The following is a 16,120-nucleotide window of genomic DNA, read 5'->3' on the forward strand; positions in this document are numbered from 1 at the left end:
ATCCACCCCATACGTTCATCAGCCAGTTGATTGCCTAAACTTGCCCCTATGATAGCCATCGGTCTACTCCTCATCTTTCTGGTTTTCGCCACCTTGATGTTTTTGCGGAAGATGCCCGCCCTGATTGCCCTGCCCGCCATGGCCGTGCTCATCGCAATACTTGCCCGGCTCAGTGCAACCGACATCCTGAACGGCATCATTGCCAACGGCTCGGTCAAACTGGCGCCCGTCTACGTGGCGGTGTTTGCCGGGGCCATGATGGGTCGGGTATTGATTCAGGCGGGTATTGCCGAAGAAATCATCAAACGCGCCGCCGAATTTGGCGGGGAGCGCCCGCTGGTGGTGGCCTTCGGGCTAATGCTGGTCACGGCCATCCTCTTCACGACCCTGCAAGGGCTGGGCGCCATCATCACCGTTGGGTCGCTGGTGCTGCCCATCATGATGAGCCTCGGCATTCCCCGCAAGCTGGCGGGCGTGCTGTTTCTGCTGGCCTTTGCGACGGGCTTCATCTTTAACCCCATTCTCTTTACGCTTTACCGACAATTACTCCAATTGCCCGACAACCAGCCCATGCCACCGCAGGCGCTCACGTTTGCCTTCATCCTGCTGGGGTTGATGATTGTCTTCGTGATCGCCTACGCACTTATTGCCGCCAAACGCTCGGGCGAGGTCCTGCTGCTTTCGGCCGTAGCCGCCAGGGAGGTTGCCACACCCACCACGAAGCCCGCCAAGCGGAAAGCCGTGCCTGCCATTGCCCTGCTTACGCCGGTGGTGCCCCTCGTCCTGTTCATTGGCTTCAATGCGCTCGGCATCAAACTCGACTTCATCGCGGCCTTCATCATCGGATCGCTCTACGGCGTCGTCACTACCAACCTCCGCACGTCCATTCAGATGCTGGCGTCGTCGGCCATCAAAGGCATCGAAGACGGAGCTCCGGCGGCCATTCTGATGATGGGCATCGGCATGCTGCTCAACGCGCTGAACCTGCCCCCCATCAAAACCGCCCTCGAACCCTTGATTGTGGCGCTGCCGTTTGGGTCGGCGTTCTTCTACATCGCCTTCTTCGGGCTGCTGTCGCCGCTGTCGCTGTACCGGGGGCCCCTCAATATTTTTGGCATCGGGGTGGGACTGTTCACCATCATGTTCGCGACCGGCATCTTACCGGCTCTGGCCTTACTGGCGGCGATTATGTGCGTCGTGCAGGTGCAGAACATCTGCGATCCAACCAATACGCACAACGTCTGGATTGCCAATTTTGTGGGGGTGCCCGTCGAAGGGTTGACCAAAGAAACCCTCTTACCCGCCATGCTCGTGTGCATCGTGGGCCTGCTGATCGCCGTGGTCCTGTTCTTCTAACCCCGTATTGACCATAACCAGCGTATGAAAAGACAAGTCCGGGTGGGTATCGACGTCGGCGGTACGTTCACCGATGTCGTCGTGGTCGATCATGCCACGCGCGAAGTCATTTCGCAGTTGAAGGTCCCAACCACGCACCATGCCACGCAGGGTGTCGCGCTAGGCATTATCAACGCCATCAACCGCGCCCTGGCCGAGCTGTCCGTCGACCCCGACGACGTGCTGTTTATTGCGCATTCCACCACCCAGGCTACCAACGCCCTGCTCGAAGGCGACGTCGCCAAGGTCGGTATCATTGGAATGGGCAGCGGCTGGGAAGCCCTGAAGGCGAAGTCGGATACCAACGTACCTGACATCGAACTGGCGCCAAGCCGCTGGCTGCATACCGAGCATGTTTTCTGCTCGAACCGGCACCTGAACGCCGACCTTATCGACCGGCAGTTGGCGGCCTTCCGGCAGCAGGGCGTCGACGTAGTAGTGGCTTCCGAAGCCTTTGGCGTCGACCACAACGAGAACGAGGCCTTCGTGGGCGAGCGGGCGCGACAGGCAGGGATGCTCGCCACCAGCGGCCACGATGTATCGACGCTCTACGGCCTGCGCACCCGTACTCGCACCGCCGTGATCAACGGGGCCATTCTGCCCAAAATGATCCACACCGCCACCATGACCGATGCCTGTGTGAAACAGGCGGGCATCACCGCCCCGCTGATGATCATGCGCTCGGACGGAGGCGTAATGAGCGTGGAGGAAGTGCACCGCCGCCCCATCATGACCATGCTCTCCGGCCCGGCGGCGGGCATTGCGGGGGCCCTCATGCACGAGCGCGTATCCGACGGTATTTTCATCGAAGTGGGTGGCACCAGCGCCGATATTTCCGTTATCCGCGATGGACAGCCTCAAACCAAAAACGCGCGGGTTGGCGGGCATCGAACGTACCTGAACACCCTCGATGTACGTACCCTGGCTATCGCCGGCGGCAGCATGATTCGCGAAGCCGGGGGCAAACTGGTCGACGTGGGGTCGCGGTCGGCGCATATTGCGGGTCTCGCCTACGCCTGTTTCCAGCCCGCCGAGTTGTTCGAGAACGCCCGGCTGGTACACCTCCGCCCCACCGGCAAAGACGCTGACGATTACACGGCCATCGAGACCACCGACGGGCAGCGGTTTGCGCTCACACCCACCTGCGCCGCCAACCTGCTCGGTATCATTCCCGACACGGCGTTTGCCAAAGGCAATACCAACGCCGCCCGGCTGGCGTTTAAACCTCTGGCCGACAAAATCGGGATGACCGCCGACGAGACAGCCCGACTGGTGCTGGACATTTCGTGCCGGAAAGTCGCCAAACAGTTGGACGAGCTCATTGCCGAATATCACCTTGACCGCAACACCGTTGAGCTGATTGGCGGGGGCGGCGGCGCGGCTTCCCTAGTGTTGTTTACGGGTGAACTGATGGGCCTGCCTGCTCGCCTGGCCAAGAAAGCTGAGGTCATTTCGACCATCGGCGTGGCGCTGGCGATGGTGCGCGATACCATTGAACGGAACATGGTTGACCCCTCGCCCGAGGATATTCTGGCCGTTCGGCGCGAAGCCACCGAAGCGGTCATGAAAATAGGCGCGCTGCCCGAAACTATTGAAGTGCAGATCGAAGTCGACATTCGGCGGAATCTGGTGCGGGCTACGGCCTTCGGCACCACCGAGCTCCGCAAAGAAGACGCCGCCAAACGCACCACGCTTGAGGATTGCCGCGCTTCGGCGGCCCGGTCAATGCGGGCCAACGTACCTGACGTGCAGTTGTTGGGCCAGACGAGTGGCTTGTACGCGTTTGGCGTCGAAACCGAATCCAGCACCTTTTTCGGCCTCTTCCGAAAACGGCAACTGGCCGTTCGGGTGACCGACAAAACGGGCGTTGTGCGGCTGCAACGAAACCAGGCCGAGGTCTACACGACCGAAATCAGCCAGGTAACGGCCGAGCTTGAACAGGTGATTACCAACCTGACCAACTTCGGCGACGCCGGCCGCAGCCTGCCCGACATCCAAATCCTGACCGGTAACCGCATCATCAACCTGTCGGGGCTAGCCGAGTTGGAACAGGCGCTGGCGCTGGCCCAGACCGAACTCGAAAACAGACCCGGCGACGAACCCATTGTGCTGATTGCCGCCCGCAAGCAATAGCCCTATCCTGACGAATGGCTCCTTTACAAACAGACTTATTGATTGTTGGTGGCGGTGTGGGCGGATGCGCCTGCGCGTTGGCCGCCTGCGAAGCCGGCCTATCCGTTATCCTGACCGAAGACTCTGACTGGATCGGCGGGCAGTTTACCACCCAGGCCACCCCACCCGACGAACACGGCTGGATCGAACAGTTTGGTTGCACCCACACGTACCGCACCTTCCGCGAGCACGTTCGGGACTATTATCGCACCCACTACCCACTGACCGACGAAGCCCGGAGCAACCCGACGCTGAACCCCGGCAACGGCTGGGTATCGCCACTTTGCGCTGAGCCCATCGTGTTTCTGCGGGTGTTGCAGGCGATGCTCCAGCCCTACATCGACCGGCAACTTCTGACGATCCTGTATGAGCATACGCCCGTTTCGGCTCAGTATGAGGGCAATATCGTTCAATCGGTCAACCTTCAGCATACCCGAACGGGCGAAACGGTTTCCGTACAGGCCCGCTATTTCGCCGATGCGACCGAACTGGGCGATCTGCTTCCACTGACCGGTACCGAGTACGTGACGGGTGCCGAAAGCCAGGCCGACACCGGCGAACCCAGCGCCCCACCCGCCGCCCACCCCGGCAACGTGCAGGCCTTTTCGATGTGTTTTGCCATGAGCTACCACGAAGGCGAAGACTGGACCATCGAGAAGCCCGCCACCTACGCGTTCTGGCGCGAATTTATTCCGTCGCTGTCGCCCGCTTGGCCGGGACCGCTACTGCGCCTGACTGGCCTCAGCCCACGCACACTGCAACCGGTTCACTACAATTTTCAACCCAACCGCGAACCCAACCGGGCTTTTGCGGGCCTGTGGACGTATCGGCGCATTCTGGACAAAACGGTGTTTCAGCCGGGCGCCTTCGACTCGGATATTACGCTCGTCAACTACCCGCAGATCGACTACCTGCTCGGCGATTTGTGCCACGCCAGTCCCGCCGAACGTACCCAGTACATCGAGGAAGCCAAAGCGCAAAGCCTGTCGTTTTTGTATTACCTGCAAACCGAACTCGGCTTCCGAGGCCTGAAACTCCGGCCCGACGTGGTTGGCACCACCGACGGGCTGGCCAAACGACCCTATATCCGGGAATCTCGACGGATTCAGGCGGCGTTCACGATCACCGAACAGCAGTTGTCGGCGCAGCTGCGGCCGGGCGAAACCCTGGCCCAGCCCTTTGTCGATTCGGTGGGGTTAGGCTTCTACCGCATCGATCTGCACCCGAGCGTGGGCGGCGACAATTACGTGGATGTCGAAAGCCTGCCGTTTCAGATTCCGTTGGGGGCGTTGTTGCCGAAACGGGTCGAGAACCTGCTGCCGGTCTGCAAGAACATCGGCACTACGCACATCACCAACGGCTGTTATCGCCTGCACCCGATCGAGTGGAACATCGGCGAATCGGTGGGTAACCTGCTGGCTTATTGCCTCAAACGCGGCGTTTCGCCCCGGCAGGTCCGCGACATGCCCGCGCTGCTGACCGATTTCCAGTCGGTGCTGATCAGCCGGGGGGTCGAAATTAATTGGCCCGATGATCTCGTGCTGTCGGAAGGCGACCCGCACCGCCATGCTCTTTAACCTCACGGAAATGACTGGTTCTGAACTCGCTCAGCAGGTGATGCAACGCTACCAAACTACCGACGTGGCCCAACTGGCACAGCAGGCGGGCGTGGTGGTCCGGTACGAGCGCTGGCACCCGATCACGCTGGGCGAGTATCACCCCAAAACCCGCACCATCTGCATCAATCTGAACGCACCGGGGGCGCAGGCGCGCATTCTGGCGCACGAATTGGGGCATTTCTTCATCCACGAGGCTGGGCTTGTCTTGTCGCGGCGGGATGAGGAAGCGATGGCCGACGCTTTCGCCGAAACCCTGCTGAACGCCTGACGCCAACGCCCCGATCGGGCATACACTGTGACGCACGCCAATGCATTAAGGCGCAAACACCTTATCGATTACCAGTGCGTAGGCACCGAGCATTTCGGCTTTTTCGCCCAGCGGCGAGACCTGAAATTCGCAGTCGGCCAGGAGCTGAGGCAGGCTATGCAGGCTCAGGCCGCGGATAATCGGATACTTCAGGTATTCGCCCACGTCGATAAACCGGCCACCCAGAATGAGCAGTTCGGGGTTAAACACCTGAATGAGCATGGCCAGGGCTTTGCCCAGTTGTTCGCCCATCTCCGACAGCAGCTCGATCACGAGCCGGTCGCCTTGTTTAGACAGGGCGAGCAAGTCGCGATACGGCAGGTAGCGACCCGTTTTTTCGGCGTAACTTTCTTCCAGTGCCGCCCCCGACACCACCGTCGACAGGCAGCCTTTTTTGCCGCAGATGCACAGTTTATCATTGTCGAAAAACGTAACGTGCCCAAATTCACCCGCGAAGTAGGAATGACCATTGTGGATCTGCCCGTTCGAGATCAGGCCCACCGCCAGCCCCCGGCTCAGGTTGACATACACCACATTCTGTTTGTCGCGGGCCAGCCCGAATACCTGCTCGCCCATCGTCATGAAGTGCGTATCGTTGTCGATATACACCGGGTAGGGCCACAGCGTTTCCAGCCGTTCGGTCAGCGGTTCGTCGAAGTTCAGAAACGAGTAGCTAATGCCTTTGGCGTGGCTGACCCGGCCCGTTATGCCGATGCCTACGCCCAGAATCGTTTCTTCAGCAATGCCTTTATTTCGGATAAGCGTCGGCACCGTTCGGGCCACAAAATCAAAGGCTTCGTCGCGCTGGCTGATGTCGAAATTGTCCGTCTCGTAGTCGTAGATTACCTCATGGTGCAAATTGATGATACTCATTCTGAACGACTTAAGCAGCAATTCGACCCCGACGATGTAGCCCTGATCGGGGTTCAGGTTATAGACCGTTGGCCGACGACCACCCGACGATTCTTTTTTGCCCGACTCGATCAGGATATTTTTATCGACCAGTTCGTTGACAAATTTGATCGTGGTTGGCAAGCTAAGCCCGCAGAAATCCCGGATTTCGAGCACCGTTTTCCCTTTTTCTCGCAACAGGTATTGGATGATTTTTCGGGTTTGCAGGCTTTGATTATTGCCAGCGCCCAGATTCTCAAGAAAACGTCTCATTCAGTGTACCAACTAAGCCGAACGTAGTTTCGGTAGCCCAAGCAAAGATAAACTTCAGCCCTAAAAAAAGGCTATCGGTGGCCTTGGCGGGTGGCGCTGCTGCGGGCGTTGGCTCATGGTCACCAGGCCGTTTCCTGTTACCTTGCAAGCCCCACAACATATACGACCAACCCTATACGCACGATGCCGTTCCGCACCCTTCAACGCTCCGACCCGCGCTTCGAGTCCGACGGGTTGATGCAGATCACCGTTAAAACCCCCAACCTGCGCGGGCGCGGCGACATCACCCTCTGGCTACCACCGACCGAGTTGGTTGGCCATCAACCGCTCCCGCTGGTCGTGCTGCTGCACGGCGTCTATGGCAGCCATTGGTCCTGGGCGCAGCAGGGCGGGGCTCACCACACCGCGCACCGGCTCATCGGCGACGGGCAGATCAAACCCGTTGCGCTGGCTATGCCTTCCGATGGGCTTTGGGGTGACGGCAGCGGCTACCTGCCCCACAACACCTACCAGTTTGACCGCTGGATTCTGGACGATGTACCCAACGCCGTTGCCGAAGCCGCCACCGCCCGTGGGTACGTTGTCGATACGAGTGTGCTCTTCCTGGCGGGGCTGTCGATGGGCGGCTATGGCGCGTTGCGGCTGGGCATGGCCCATCCCGACCGTTTCCGGGCCGTGAGCGGGCTTTCGTCCATCACCGATTTGCCCCAACTGGCGCAGTTTGTCGAGGAAGAACTGGCGCAATACGCCCAAACCGACCCGACCGAGCAGAGCGTGCTGGCCCTGGCGCTGAAAAACCGGGCAAGCCTCTGCCCTATCCGTTTCGATTGCGGCGTCGATGATCCACTTATCCAGCCCAACCGCGACCTACATAAGGGCCTGCTGGCGGCAGACATTGACCACCTGTATGAGGAATTTCCCGGCGGACACGAATGGCCCTACTGGGAAAAACACGTGGCGGATACACTGCTCTTTTTCGAAAAAATCAACCAGCAATAAGCGGATTTTCACCAACAATCAATTGGCCCGATCTACACGTAAAAGCTAGTTTTATGTAGTCTATATTTTTCTGTTATCCTTCCCTAATTAGTAAGACGAGAGAACAGAAAAAAGCGTCAAATGGGCAAATTCGTTAGGTACGATAAACTAGCAATCAATCGACCTATTTCTTACTGACCGGCGAGCATTTACCTGTGGATAAATGTAGTTAGTCAACGGTACATCACCCTACCTGATTAGTCCTGACGTTTATGGTGTTCATCTAAAAAACACCGACATGAATCCGAACAAAGCGTTGTGGGAAAAAGGCGATTTTACCCGAATTGCCGAGACTATGCGGGAAAGTGGCGAAGCGCTGGTTGGCAAACTGGGTATCACAAAAGACTTCACTATTCTTGATCTGGGCTGCGGCGACGGCACCACGGCCATCCCCGCCGCCCAACTTGGCGCAACCGTCCTGGGCGTCGATATCGCCCGGAACCTCGTTGATGCCGGTAACAGGCGGGCCGAAGCAGCCGGCCTCGCCAACTGTCGGTTTCAGGAAGGCGACGCCATCGACCTGAGCGGCCTCAACGATCAATCATCCGATCTGGTTATCAGCATCTTTGGTGCCATGTTTGCCCCAGACCCGTTTGCTGTGGCGCGGGAGATGGTCCGCGTGACCCGCCCGGGTGGGCGCATTGTTATGGGGAACTGGATCCCGGGTGACCCCACGGTGGTTGCACAGACCCTAAAGATTAGCTTTGCTTATACGCCTCCCCCGCCCGAGGGGTTTATCAGTCCCATGTTGTGGGGGTCGGAAGAACACGTTGTCGAGCGCTTCGGGGCGGCGGGTATAGCCCGTGAACAGATCACCTTCGAGCGGGATACTTTTACGTTTAATGCCCCGTATCCGCCAGCTGAATTCGTAAACGTTTTCAAAAAATTTTACGGCCCTACCATGAATGCCTTCGAGGCGGCGGAGAAAAATGGCAGAGCCGCAGAATTGCAGCATGAACTGACCGTTTTATTCAACAGTCTCAATAAAAGTAATGAGTATGATACGACATGCCTGTCTGCTACGTACCTGCGCGTAACTATCAATCGATAAACAAGTTGATTATTCTGGCAGTCTATAGTTCGAGTTATGAATAGCCGCGTTTTTTTCTAATCGTTTGGCGGCTAAAATATCAATGCATGGTCAACATCGCTGGGTTCCACAATTGGGATGCATTGGGTACGTAGTCAGGTCACCTCCTGTTGTTTTGGCGTACCTTTGCCACGTACCTGACGCCACGCGCATGACGACCAACACGATCTATACTTTATTAATCGACGCGGCCACGGAGCAGATTCAGGGCGACTGGACGATCTGCCGCCTCACGGTCCATTTTCTGAGCGACCCCGCCAACCATGCCACCGACATCGAGTTTGCCGGCACGTACCTGGACCCAACCGGCGAAGACCACCCACTTACGACCGACTTTGCCGACGAAGTGACGGAGGCCATGCAGCAGCTTTATCAAAACCGGAAACGCGACGGCCATCCCCGCGCCAACGTGCTTCAGGTCGACTTTTCGCCATCGGGCCAATTCACCACGGCCTACTCTTGGGATCAGGAAATGCAGGACGAAGACGAGCATTTCAGCAACGGCGGCACCGCCAAAGAATGGGAGGCTATCCGCGCCGCCAAATACGGGAATCCTTAAACGCAAAGTGCGCCAAGGAAACGCGAAGGGCGCAACGAGTTTTTGGCAGAATAGATGTCTGTCATAAAAACTCGTTGCGCCCTTCGCGTTTCCTTGGCGCGCTTCGCCTTCAGCTACTTACGATACCGTCCCGCCGTTCCAGACCGCTTTGTGCGGCGGCAGCAAGGCCAGGGAGCCGTCGGCGTCTTCGGCCATCAGGATCATCCCCTGCGACTCCTGCCCCATCATCTTGCGGGGAGCCAGGTTGGCCAGGAACGTCACCTGCTGCCCAATCAGCTCTTCGGGCGTGAAATGCTTGGCAATCCCGCTCAGGATCTGCCGGCCGCCCATGCCATCATCTACGCGCAGCTTCAGCAGTTTATCGCTTTTTGGCACACGCTCGGCTTCGGTGATAGTGCCGATGCGGATGTCAAGTTTCACGAAGTCATCATACGTGATGGTGTCTTTCGGGGCAGGAATGGTCGTTTCAGCGGCCTGTTCGAGCGCCTCGGGCGTACCATCGGTGGGGGCGCCCGAAATCGGGGCACCGGCGTTGTCGATTGCGTTCATTGCTTTGGTTTTGTTGAGTTTATCGATCTGAAGTTGAATGAAATCGTCTTCGAGTTTGGCGAAGAGCAATTCGGCCGGGGCCAGCTGGGTGCCCTCCACCAGCAGATCGGCGCGGCCCGCGTTGGTCCAGTCGAGCTTTCGGTCGGGGCTTGCCATCAGGTTAAGCTGAGCGCGGAGCTTTTCGGCCGTAAACGGCAGGAAGGGCTCGCACAGAATCGCCAGGTTGGCCGCAATCTGCAGCGCCCGGTTCAGCACTGTGTTGGCCCGTTGCGGGTCGGTTTTGGCGACCTTCCAGGGTTCGGTTTCGGCAAAATACTTGTTGCCCAGCCGCGCCACGTCGAGCAGCAAGCCCAACGCCTCCCGAAACCGGTACTGCTCGATGGCCTGCCCGATCCGGTCGGGATACTGCGCCAGTTCGTCAAGCAATGCATGGTCCAGCGCCAGTTGGGTTTCGTCGTCAGACACCGATGTACCTGGCACCACGCCCCCGTTGAACTTGTGCGTGAGCACCACCGCCCGGTTGACGAAGTTGCCCAGAATAGCCACCAGTTCCGAATTGTTGCGGGTCTGGAAGTCTTTCCACGTAAACTCCGAATCTTTGGTTTCGGGCGCGTTGGCCGTCAATACGTACCGCAGCACATCCTGTTTGCCGGGCAGGTCGTCGAGGTATTCGTGCAGCCAGACCGCCCAGTTGCGCGACGTGCTAATCTTGTCGCCTTCGAGGTTCATAAACTCGTTGGCAGGTACGTTATCGGCCAGAATCAGGCTCCCTTCGGCCATGAGCATGGCGGGGAAAATGATGCAGTGGAAGACGATGTTATCCTTCCCGATGAAGTGCACCAGCTTGGTATTCTGATCTTTCCAGTACAGCTCCCAGTCGCGGCCCTGCTCGGCGGCCCATTCTTTGGTCATGGAAATGTAGCCGATGGGGGCGTCGAACCACACGTACAGCACCTTGCCGTCGGCATCGGGTAGTGGCACCTTAATGCCCCAATCGAGGTCGCGGGTCATGGCGCGCGGGCGAAGGCCCTCTTTTAGCCACGACTGGCACTGCCCAAACACGTTCGTTTTCCACTCGGTATGGCTGTTTACGTAGGCCTCGATATCGGGCTGCATCCGATCGAGGGGCAGGTTCCAGTTTTTGGTTTGCCGTTTTACGGGTTTCGAGCCGGAAAGCGTCGAGTGGGGCTCAATCAGTTCGTTCGGGCTGAGGGCCGTACCGCAGCGTTCGCACTGATCGCCGTAGGCATTGGGGTTGGCGCAGACGGGGCACGTACCCACGATGTAGCGGTCGGCCAGAAACTGGTTGGCCACTTCGTCGAAATACTGCTCGGTTACTTCCTCGTCGAAATAGCCTTTGTCGTACAGTGTCGTGAAGAACTGCTGCGACGTTTCGTGATGAACCGGGTTTGACGTGCGCGAGTAGATATCGAACGAGATGCCAAACTGCTCAAACGAGTCTTTGATCTGCGTGTAATACTTATCGACCACCTGCTGCGGCGTCATGCCCTCTTTTTTGGCCCGGATGGTGATGGGTACGCCGTGCTCGTCGGTACCGGAGATAAACGCCACATCGCGGCCCGTGCTGCGGAGGTAGCGCACATAGATGTCGGCGGGCAGGTAGCAACCCGCCAAATGACCGATGTGGATCGGCCCGTTGGCGTAGATGAGCGCCGCCGTAACGGTAAATCGTTGTGGATTTTCGAGGGGCATATCAGACCGTTTAACATTCGCGGTGTAGCATTTGGCGCTGTTCGTAAACGAACCCGCGTTAAACACCAGCCAACAAACGTCAAACTCATTTTCGTTGGGCCGCAAAATTAGCCAATTCAGGCGCTAACTGGTTACGTCGCCCCGGCGGATTCACGCCTTTATCCTGATTCGGTAACGTACCAAGACACACCCGACGGTAAAGGCGCGTTGCTGACGTATCCATTTCGAGAAATCGGGATTGATTTTGTCAATACTACTTAAAAATACTGTCCAGACAGTATACGGCTAACTCACTCAGGTTCATACATTTGCTCAGCTACTAACCATGTAGTATACAGTCCCTTCCCTTTGCTCTACCTACTCCAATGGCACCCATCCACATCTTAGTTGCCGACGATCACCCGATTGTTGCCGATGGCCTGCGCATGCTCCTCGAATCAGTCGACGGGTTCGAGGTAGTCGGCACGGTGTATAATGGCTGGCAGGCACTGAACTTCATCACGACCAACCCGGTCGATGTGGTCCTGACCGATTACCAGATGCCCGTGTTATCGGGGTTGGCGATGGCCAGTAAAGCGCGGGAACGCGATCTGAAAACCCGCCTTATCATGCTCACCATGAACGAGGACCCGCAGTGCATCCGCGATGCGCTTGAAGTGGGCATGGCCGGGTACGTGGTGAAAAGCGCCGAAAAGCCTGAGCTCATCAAGGCGATCCGGTCGGTACACGCGGGCGAACGCTACCTCAGCAGCCGCATTCAACGGCAGCTTGCCGAATCAGACAAACCCCGCCCGACGGATGAGCCCACGACCCTCGACGAAGTGGCCGCCCTTACCAGACGGGAGCTGGAAATTCTGAAACTGATTACCGACGGCCTCACCAACATCGAAATTGGCGAACAGCTCTACATCAGCAGCACGACAGTCGAAACCCACCGCCGCAACCTGATGAAAAAGGTGGGCGTCAGCACCGCTATCGGTCTCATGCGCTGGAGCCTCCGCCACGGCCTCGTCAATGGCCTTTAACAACAGCACACTAACGCGTACCTTCATGACACTCACCCAGGTTACCTCTATCGACGAAGTTGTCAAATTCTTCTCTGCTAATCCCCACGACAGGCAACCCGCCCCCGCAGACGTCGTGGAATTAGTAGCCTCTACGAAACCCGTCGAGCCCAATAATACACTTTACTGGGACGTTTGGCGAACCGATTACGCCAACAACACAACCCGATACCCATTTATCAGTGGCCAAGCGCAACTAATGCTGAGCCGACAGATCAAGATTGGCAATGATCCGTTTTCGGCAACCCTCATTTTTCCTTTTGATCTCACCGTCACTATCGCCAAGGTAGTAATCGATCAGCAGAAGGATGAGATGACGATATGGGTGTACAAAAGCGCCCGTTACTGGCAGTACATCCGTAGCCTGGGGCGGTCTGTGGCCCGGGTCTTCGAAGATTTCCGCCCTGATAGCCTGACCATTGGCATTCAACTGTTGGCCCAAATGGATTCGCAGACGCCGAGCCACACCGAAACAGCCGCCGCGCAGCCTGACTAAACACCACTCATCTTCAGCCTGTTTAAACGATGTTATTTTCTGGTTATCAGTTGGGGATTCATTTGCTCAACTCCACCTCTGAGTCGGTTTTGCTCGACCGGGCAGCCGTCGTTAAAGGGGATGAACGGGTTGACGTCTACGAGGCTCGGCTCAATTCGGTTAAGCCTACCCGAAACAGCACCTTTACGGTTGGCGGTCCGGTCGGCAGTACGTCGACCCGCTTTCTGGTCAAGCAACCGCAATTCAACGAAGCCGGGATGCTCTCCAGCCTGCGTAATGAAGTGTACATCCTTCAGTTATTACAGGCCGCCAAGATCAAGCAAGCTGACCTGTTTGTCGGTTTCGATCGGTTTCAATACCTGCTTTTTCAGCAAAGCATTGACGGTATCACCCTCAATGCAAACGCGTTGCCACAAACGGATGTCCTGGTCAGGCTGTGCCGCCAGCTTGGGCCGCTGCTGTCTCAGGTTCACGCCATCAACCTCAAAGCCCTCGAGACACCCAAGCAGAACAGCGAGGATGCAGACAAACCGGCTCAATGGCCTAACCAGTTTGGTTACCGGAAACCGCTTTTCTTCGTATTGGCCATCCGCGACCTGAACGATCTGCTAGCCAATAACCCCAATCTGAACCAACAGGAAGTCATTCACCGGCTGACTAGGGAACGAAAAGAAGATGACCCGGAAAATGGCGAGCAGTATACCACCCTATTGAAGACTATTCAGACATGTACCTGGGAGCAGCACGCCCTGATTCATTACGACTTCAAGCTGGAGCACCTGCTGCTTAGCGATCAAAACGACATTAATGCCCTGATCGACTGGGAAATGGCCGACCTTGGTGATATTCACTGGGATCTGGCAACCGTTTGGTACGAGCTGCTGCGGCCGTTTATGATTACGAGTCGCCCGGTTGATACCGTCTTTCGAGCTAGTCTTGAACCGCTGAATCAATTGCTGGCCACTTACCAGTTTGCCGCCCCTGTCGATGTCTTCAAGCTAAGGCAGTTTCTGGGGATTGTGTTACTTCAGAAGTGTTTTTACAGCGCCCTGGGCGATGACCTCGAACTGGATCGGGGCCGCCAGTGGCTCGACCTCGCCGATACGCTACTGACCACGAAAGGATCGGCCTCACTCCCCGACCCGCTGCCCAGCCAACCAACCCACTTTACCATAAAGCTGGCTGCCCCTCCGCAAAATCGTCCTTCGCGCCACATCAACCCAAACAGCACCCGCGGGTCTTTGGGTGACGTTGATGAGCTGGTGAACACGTTGATCGAGCGACACGACGACATTTTATTGAAGGGACTACCACTACGCGAGTTTATTTACCAATGGTACAACGGGAATCTCGACCGCCCGCTCGAAACGTCGGCCAAAGCGGAGATTGCCAAGCCGCCCCGGGTTGGTAACGAAATTCTGCTCGAAGATTATTGGTGGCGGGTCGAAGGTGTTTCGAGAAGCAACAACCAAGTGATCCGGAAAAGCAGTTGCCGACGGATGGCCACGCCCGGTACGTTTGTTTACCTGAGCCATGACGCCCGCAATCTACAGACGGGGGTAGCTTCCTACGTGAAGCACATCTTCCCCAATTTTGTCGTGCGGCCCAACGACGCCCGCGACGACCGCAACGACCTGTGGGTGAATGGGTTACTGCAACTCCCGCAGGACTTCGCCAACTGGGTTCGCTTTTACTTCAATCTGAAAGGTAATTTCGACGGTATCAACCTCTTCATCGACACCCTGTCGGCCAAACTGAACGAACGGCAGATTCCCTTCCAGTTGAAGTTGCGTAACTCGCTGGCCAGCTACACCCGTTCCGACTCAGCCATCCTGTTTATTCACCGTCAGCACACCAGCGCGGCCCTCGATTCGATCACCTACACGTATCACGTGCTTAGTAAGGCCGGGTTTATTGATGACTCAGCATCGCCCAAGTTCACAAAAACGATCGGTGCGTTTGGCGGATTGTCATATGCCGAGAATCCGCCTCATGCAACCCTGAGTTTCGGCACGTGGCGCGCTCAGTTGATTGCAGAAGCCATCGGAGATGATTTTTTAGCGACGACAATACCCGCCAGCTCGATACCGTCTTTACGGAAGCAGCTCAAGGAGAAAATCACCGACACGCTTCAGCGTGAAGGCTTCAACGTCTTTGAACTGTATCGCAATCCGTTCCCCAGCGAAGGCGAGTTCAAATACCGGATTGATAAGTTTGCTGACAGGCTTGAAACTCCCGCCCTGCTGGATGTGGGCCTGGGTACGTCGATCACGTTTCTACCCCAGCAACGTTTTTTGAAAGCGGCCCGCGACGTTGGCTTTACCCTCTGCCGGGAAGCCGTCTGGTACGGCGACGCCTGTACGTGGTTCTGCTTCCAGAAAGACGAAGCGGGTGCTTACCTATTCGCAACGGCAACACGGGCAGAGCAGCTAGGCATTGCCTTGTTTCTTGCCCAATTGGCGCTACTCTGCCCCCAGGAGCGCATCTTCGTCGAATGCCTGCGGGGCTGTTTTCCCGACTACTCTGAGCCACTTAAGGAATGCATCGAAAAAATCGTAGACGCGATTCGTAACCTGCCCAGCCAGCTTGCCGTTCCCACCACGAATCAGACCGTCGATTACCTGGTATTGCGGGCGGTACTCTATGGATCGCTAGATGCTGCTGAACGTCGGAAAAGTCTCCCGCTCGCCGAAGCCCTGCTCACTAAGTACATAAACCGACGCATGCCCTTTCCCAACGGGTATGTGGTCGATGCCAACAATTTGGTGAGCAGTGAATTTAATCCCACGTTGACTCATGGGCTGGCAGCGTTAGGCTACTTTTTCCTCCTGTTCGTCGAAAATCCAGACGTAACGATCGAAGACCTTGGAAAACTGTACGACACGTCGAGTTTGCATGGTCTGATCAACTGGCGAGACGCCTGGCAGTGGAAGCCGTATGAATATTTGCTATAA

At 57.1% G+C, this 16,120-nt stretch carries 12 protein-coding genes; 10 read left to right on the forward strand and 2 right to left on the reverse strand.

Going from position 1 to position 16,120, the window contains the following annotated elements:
- Positions 1 to 48: 48 nt before the first annotated feature.
- Genes FAES_RS25750 through FAES_RS25765 form a run of 4 tightly spaced genes read left to right on the forward strand, consistent with a single transcriptional unit; the run spans position 49 to position 5,454 of the window.
- Positions 49 to 1,356: a hypothetical protein gene (locus tag FAES_RS25750; protein WP_015334135.1), complete on the forward strand. Its 1,308-nt coding sequence runs from the start codon at positions 49 to 51 to the stop codon at positions 1,354 to 1,356.
- A 24-nt stretch (positions 1,357 to 1,380) separates the two neighbouring features.
- Positions 1,381 to 3,528, forward strand: a complete 2,148-nt coding sequence (locus FAES_RS25755) for a hydantoinase/oxoprolinase family protein (RefSeq protein ID WP_015334136.1) — start codon at positions 1,381 to 1,383, stop codon at positions 3,526 to 3,528.
- A 14-nt stretch (positions 3,529 to 3,542) separates the two neighbouring features.
- On the forward strand, positions 3,543 to 5,144 hold the full coding sequence (locus FAES_RS25760) for an FAD-dependent oxidoreductase (protein WP_015334137.1): 1,602 nt from the start codon (positions 3,543 to 3,545) through the stop codon (positions 5,142 to 5,144).
- A 10-nt stretch (positions 5,145 to 5,154) separates the two neighbouring features.
- Complete coding sequence (locus FAES_RS25765) at positions 5,155 to 5,454, forward strand: ImmA/IrrE family metallo-endopeptidase (protein ID WP_041258406.1); 300 nt, start codon at positions 5,155 to 5,157, stop codon at positions 5,452 to 5,454.
- 45 nt (positions 5,455 to 5,499) lie between these two features.
- On the opposite strand, the gene FAES_RS25770 is transcribed toward FAES_RS25765, so the two are convergent.
- Positions 5,500 to 6,657 (reverse strand): ROK family transcriptional regulator, encoded by a 1,158-nt coding sequence (locus FAES_RS25770; RefSeq protein ID WP_015334139.1) that lies wholly within the window; start codon positions 6,655 to 6,657, stop codon positions 5,500 to 5,502.
- A 183-nt stretch (positions 6,658 to 6,840) separates the two neighbouring features.
- Here FAES_RS25770 and FAES_RS25775 point away from each other — a divergent pair, with 183 nt between their 5' ends.
- The 3 genes from FAES_RS25775 (at position 6,841) to FAES_RS25785 (ending at position 9,344) form a co-directional block, all read left to right on the forward strand.
- Positions 6,841 to 7,656 (forward strand): alpha/beta hydrolase, encoded by an 816-nt coding sequence (locus FAES_RS25775; RefSeq protein ID WP_015334140.1) that lies wholly within the window; start codon positions 6,841 to 6,843, stop codon positions 7,654 to 7,656.
- Positions 7,657 to 7,891: 235 nt separating this feature from the next.
- On the forward strand, positions 7,892 to 8,746 hold the full coding sequence (locus FAES_RS25780; RefSeq protein WP_148289452.1) for a class I SAM-dependent methyltransferase: 855 nt from the start codon (positions 7,892 to 7,894) through the stop codon (positions 8,744 to 8,746).
- Between the two features lie 154 nt (positions 8,747 to 8,900).
- A complete protein-coding gene (locus tag FAES_RS25785; protein WP_229364537.1) occupies positions 8,901 to 9,344 on the forward strand; it encodes a hypothetical protein in 444 nt (147 codons plus the stop codon).
- A gap of 117 nt (positions 9,345 to 9,461) precedes the next feature.
- On the opposite strand, the gene metG is transcribed toward FAES_RS25785, so the two are convergent.
- On the reverse strand, positions 9,462 to 11,606 hold the full coding sequence (gene metG, locus FAES_RS25790) for a methionine--tRNA ligase (protein ID WP_015334143.1): 2,145 nt from the start codon (positions 11,604 to 11,606) through the stop codon (positions 9,462 to 9,464).
- A 365-nt stretch (positions 11,607 to 11,971) separates the two neighbouring features.
- Between metG and FAES_RS25795 the strand changes: the two genes are divergently transcribed.
- The 3 genes from FAES_RS25795 to FAES_RS25805 are packed head-to-tail and all read left to right on the forward strand — an operon-like array spanning position 11,972 to position 16,120.
- Positions 11,972 to 12,631 (forward strand): response regulator, encoded by a 660-nt coding sequence (locus FAES_RS25795; protein WP_015334145.1) that lies wholly within the window; start codon positions 11,972 to 11,974, stop codon positions 12,629 to 12,631.
- Between the two features lie 25 nt (positions 12,632 to 12,656).
- Positions 12,657 to 13,166 carry a hypothetical protein gene (locus tag FAES_RS30245; RefSeq protein WP_148289453.1) on the forward strand — a complete coding sequence of 170 codons (510 nt, stop codon included), beginning with the start codon at positions 12,657 to 12,659 and terminating at the stop codon, positions 13,164 to 13,166.
- Positions 13,167 to 13,195: 29 nt separating this feature from the next.
- A complete protein-coding gene (locus tag FAES_RS25805) occupies positions 13,196 to 16,120 on the forward strand; it encodes a T3SS effector HopA1 family protein (protein WP_015334147.1) in 2,925 nt (974 codons plus the stop codon).

Origin of the sequence: Fibrella aestuarina BUZ 2 (assembly GCF_000331105.1) — a bacterium.
Lineage (GTDB): Bacteria > Bacteroidota > Bacteroidia > Cytophagales > Spirosomataceae > Fibrella > Fibrella aestuarina.

Bases quoted from the DNA above. Each gene is read 5' to 3' on its own strand.
- metG (WP_015334143.1), bottom strand. From the start codon at position 11,606: ATGCCCCTCGAAAATCCACAACGATTTACCGTTACGGCGGCGCTCATC.
- FAES_RS25750 (WP_015334135.1), top strand. From the start codon at position 49: ATGATAGCCATCGGTCTACTCCTCATCTTTCTGGTTTTCGCCACCTTG.
- FAES_RS25760 (WP_015334137.1), top strand. From the start codon at position 3,543: ATGGCTCCTTTACAAACAGACTTATTGATTGTTGGTGGCGGTGTGGGC.
- FAES_RS25775 (WP_015334140.1), top strand. From the start codon at position 6,841: ATGCCGTTCCGCACCCTTCAACGCTCCGACCCGCGCTTCGAGTCCGAC.
- FAES_RS25755 (WP_015334136.1), top strand. From the start codon at position 1,381: ATGAAAAGACAAGTCCGGGTGGGTATCGACGTCGGCGGTACGTTCACC.
- FAES_RS25805 (WP_015334147.1), top strand. From the start codon at position 13,196: ATGTTATTTTCTGGTTATCAGTTGGGGATTCATTTGCTCAACTCCACC.
- FAES_RS30245 (WP_148289453.1), top strand. From the start codon at position 12,657: ATGACACTCACCCAGGTTACCTCTATCGACGAAGTTGTCAAATTCTTC.
- FAES_RS25795 (WP_015334145.1), top strand. From the start codon at position 11,972: ATGGCACCCATCCACATCTTAGTTGCCGACGATCACCCGATTGTTGCC.
- FAES_RS25765 (WP_041258406.1), top strand. From the start codon at position 5,155: ATGACTGGTTCTGAACTCGCTCAGCAGGTGATGCAACGCTACCAAACT.
- FAES_RS25770 (WP_015334139.1), bottom strand. From the start codon at position 6,657: ATGAGACGTTTTCTTGAGAATCTGGGCGCTGGCAATAATCAAAGCCTG.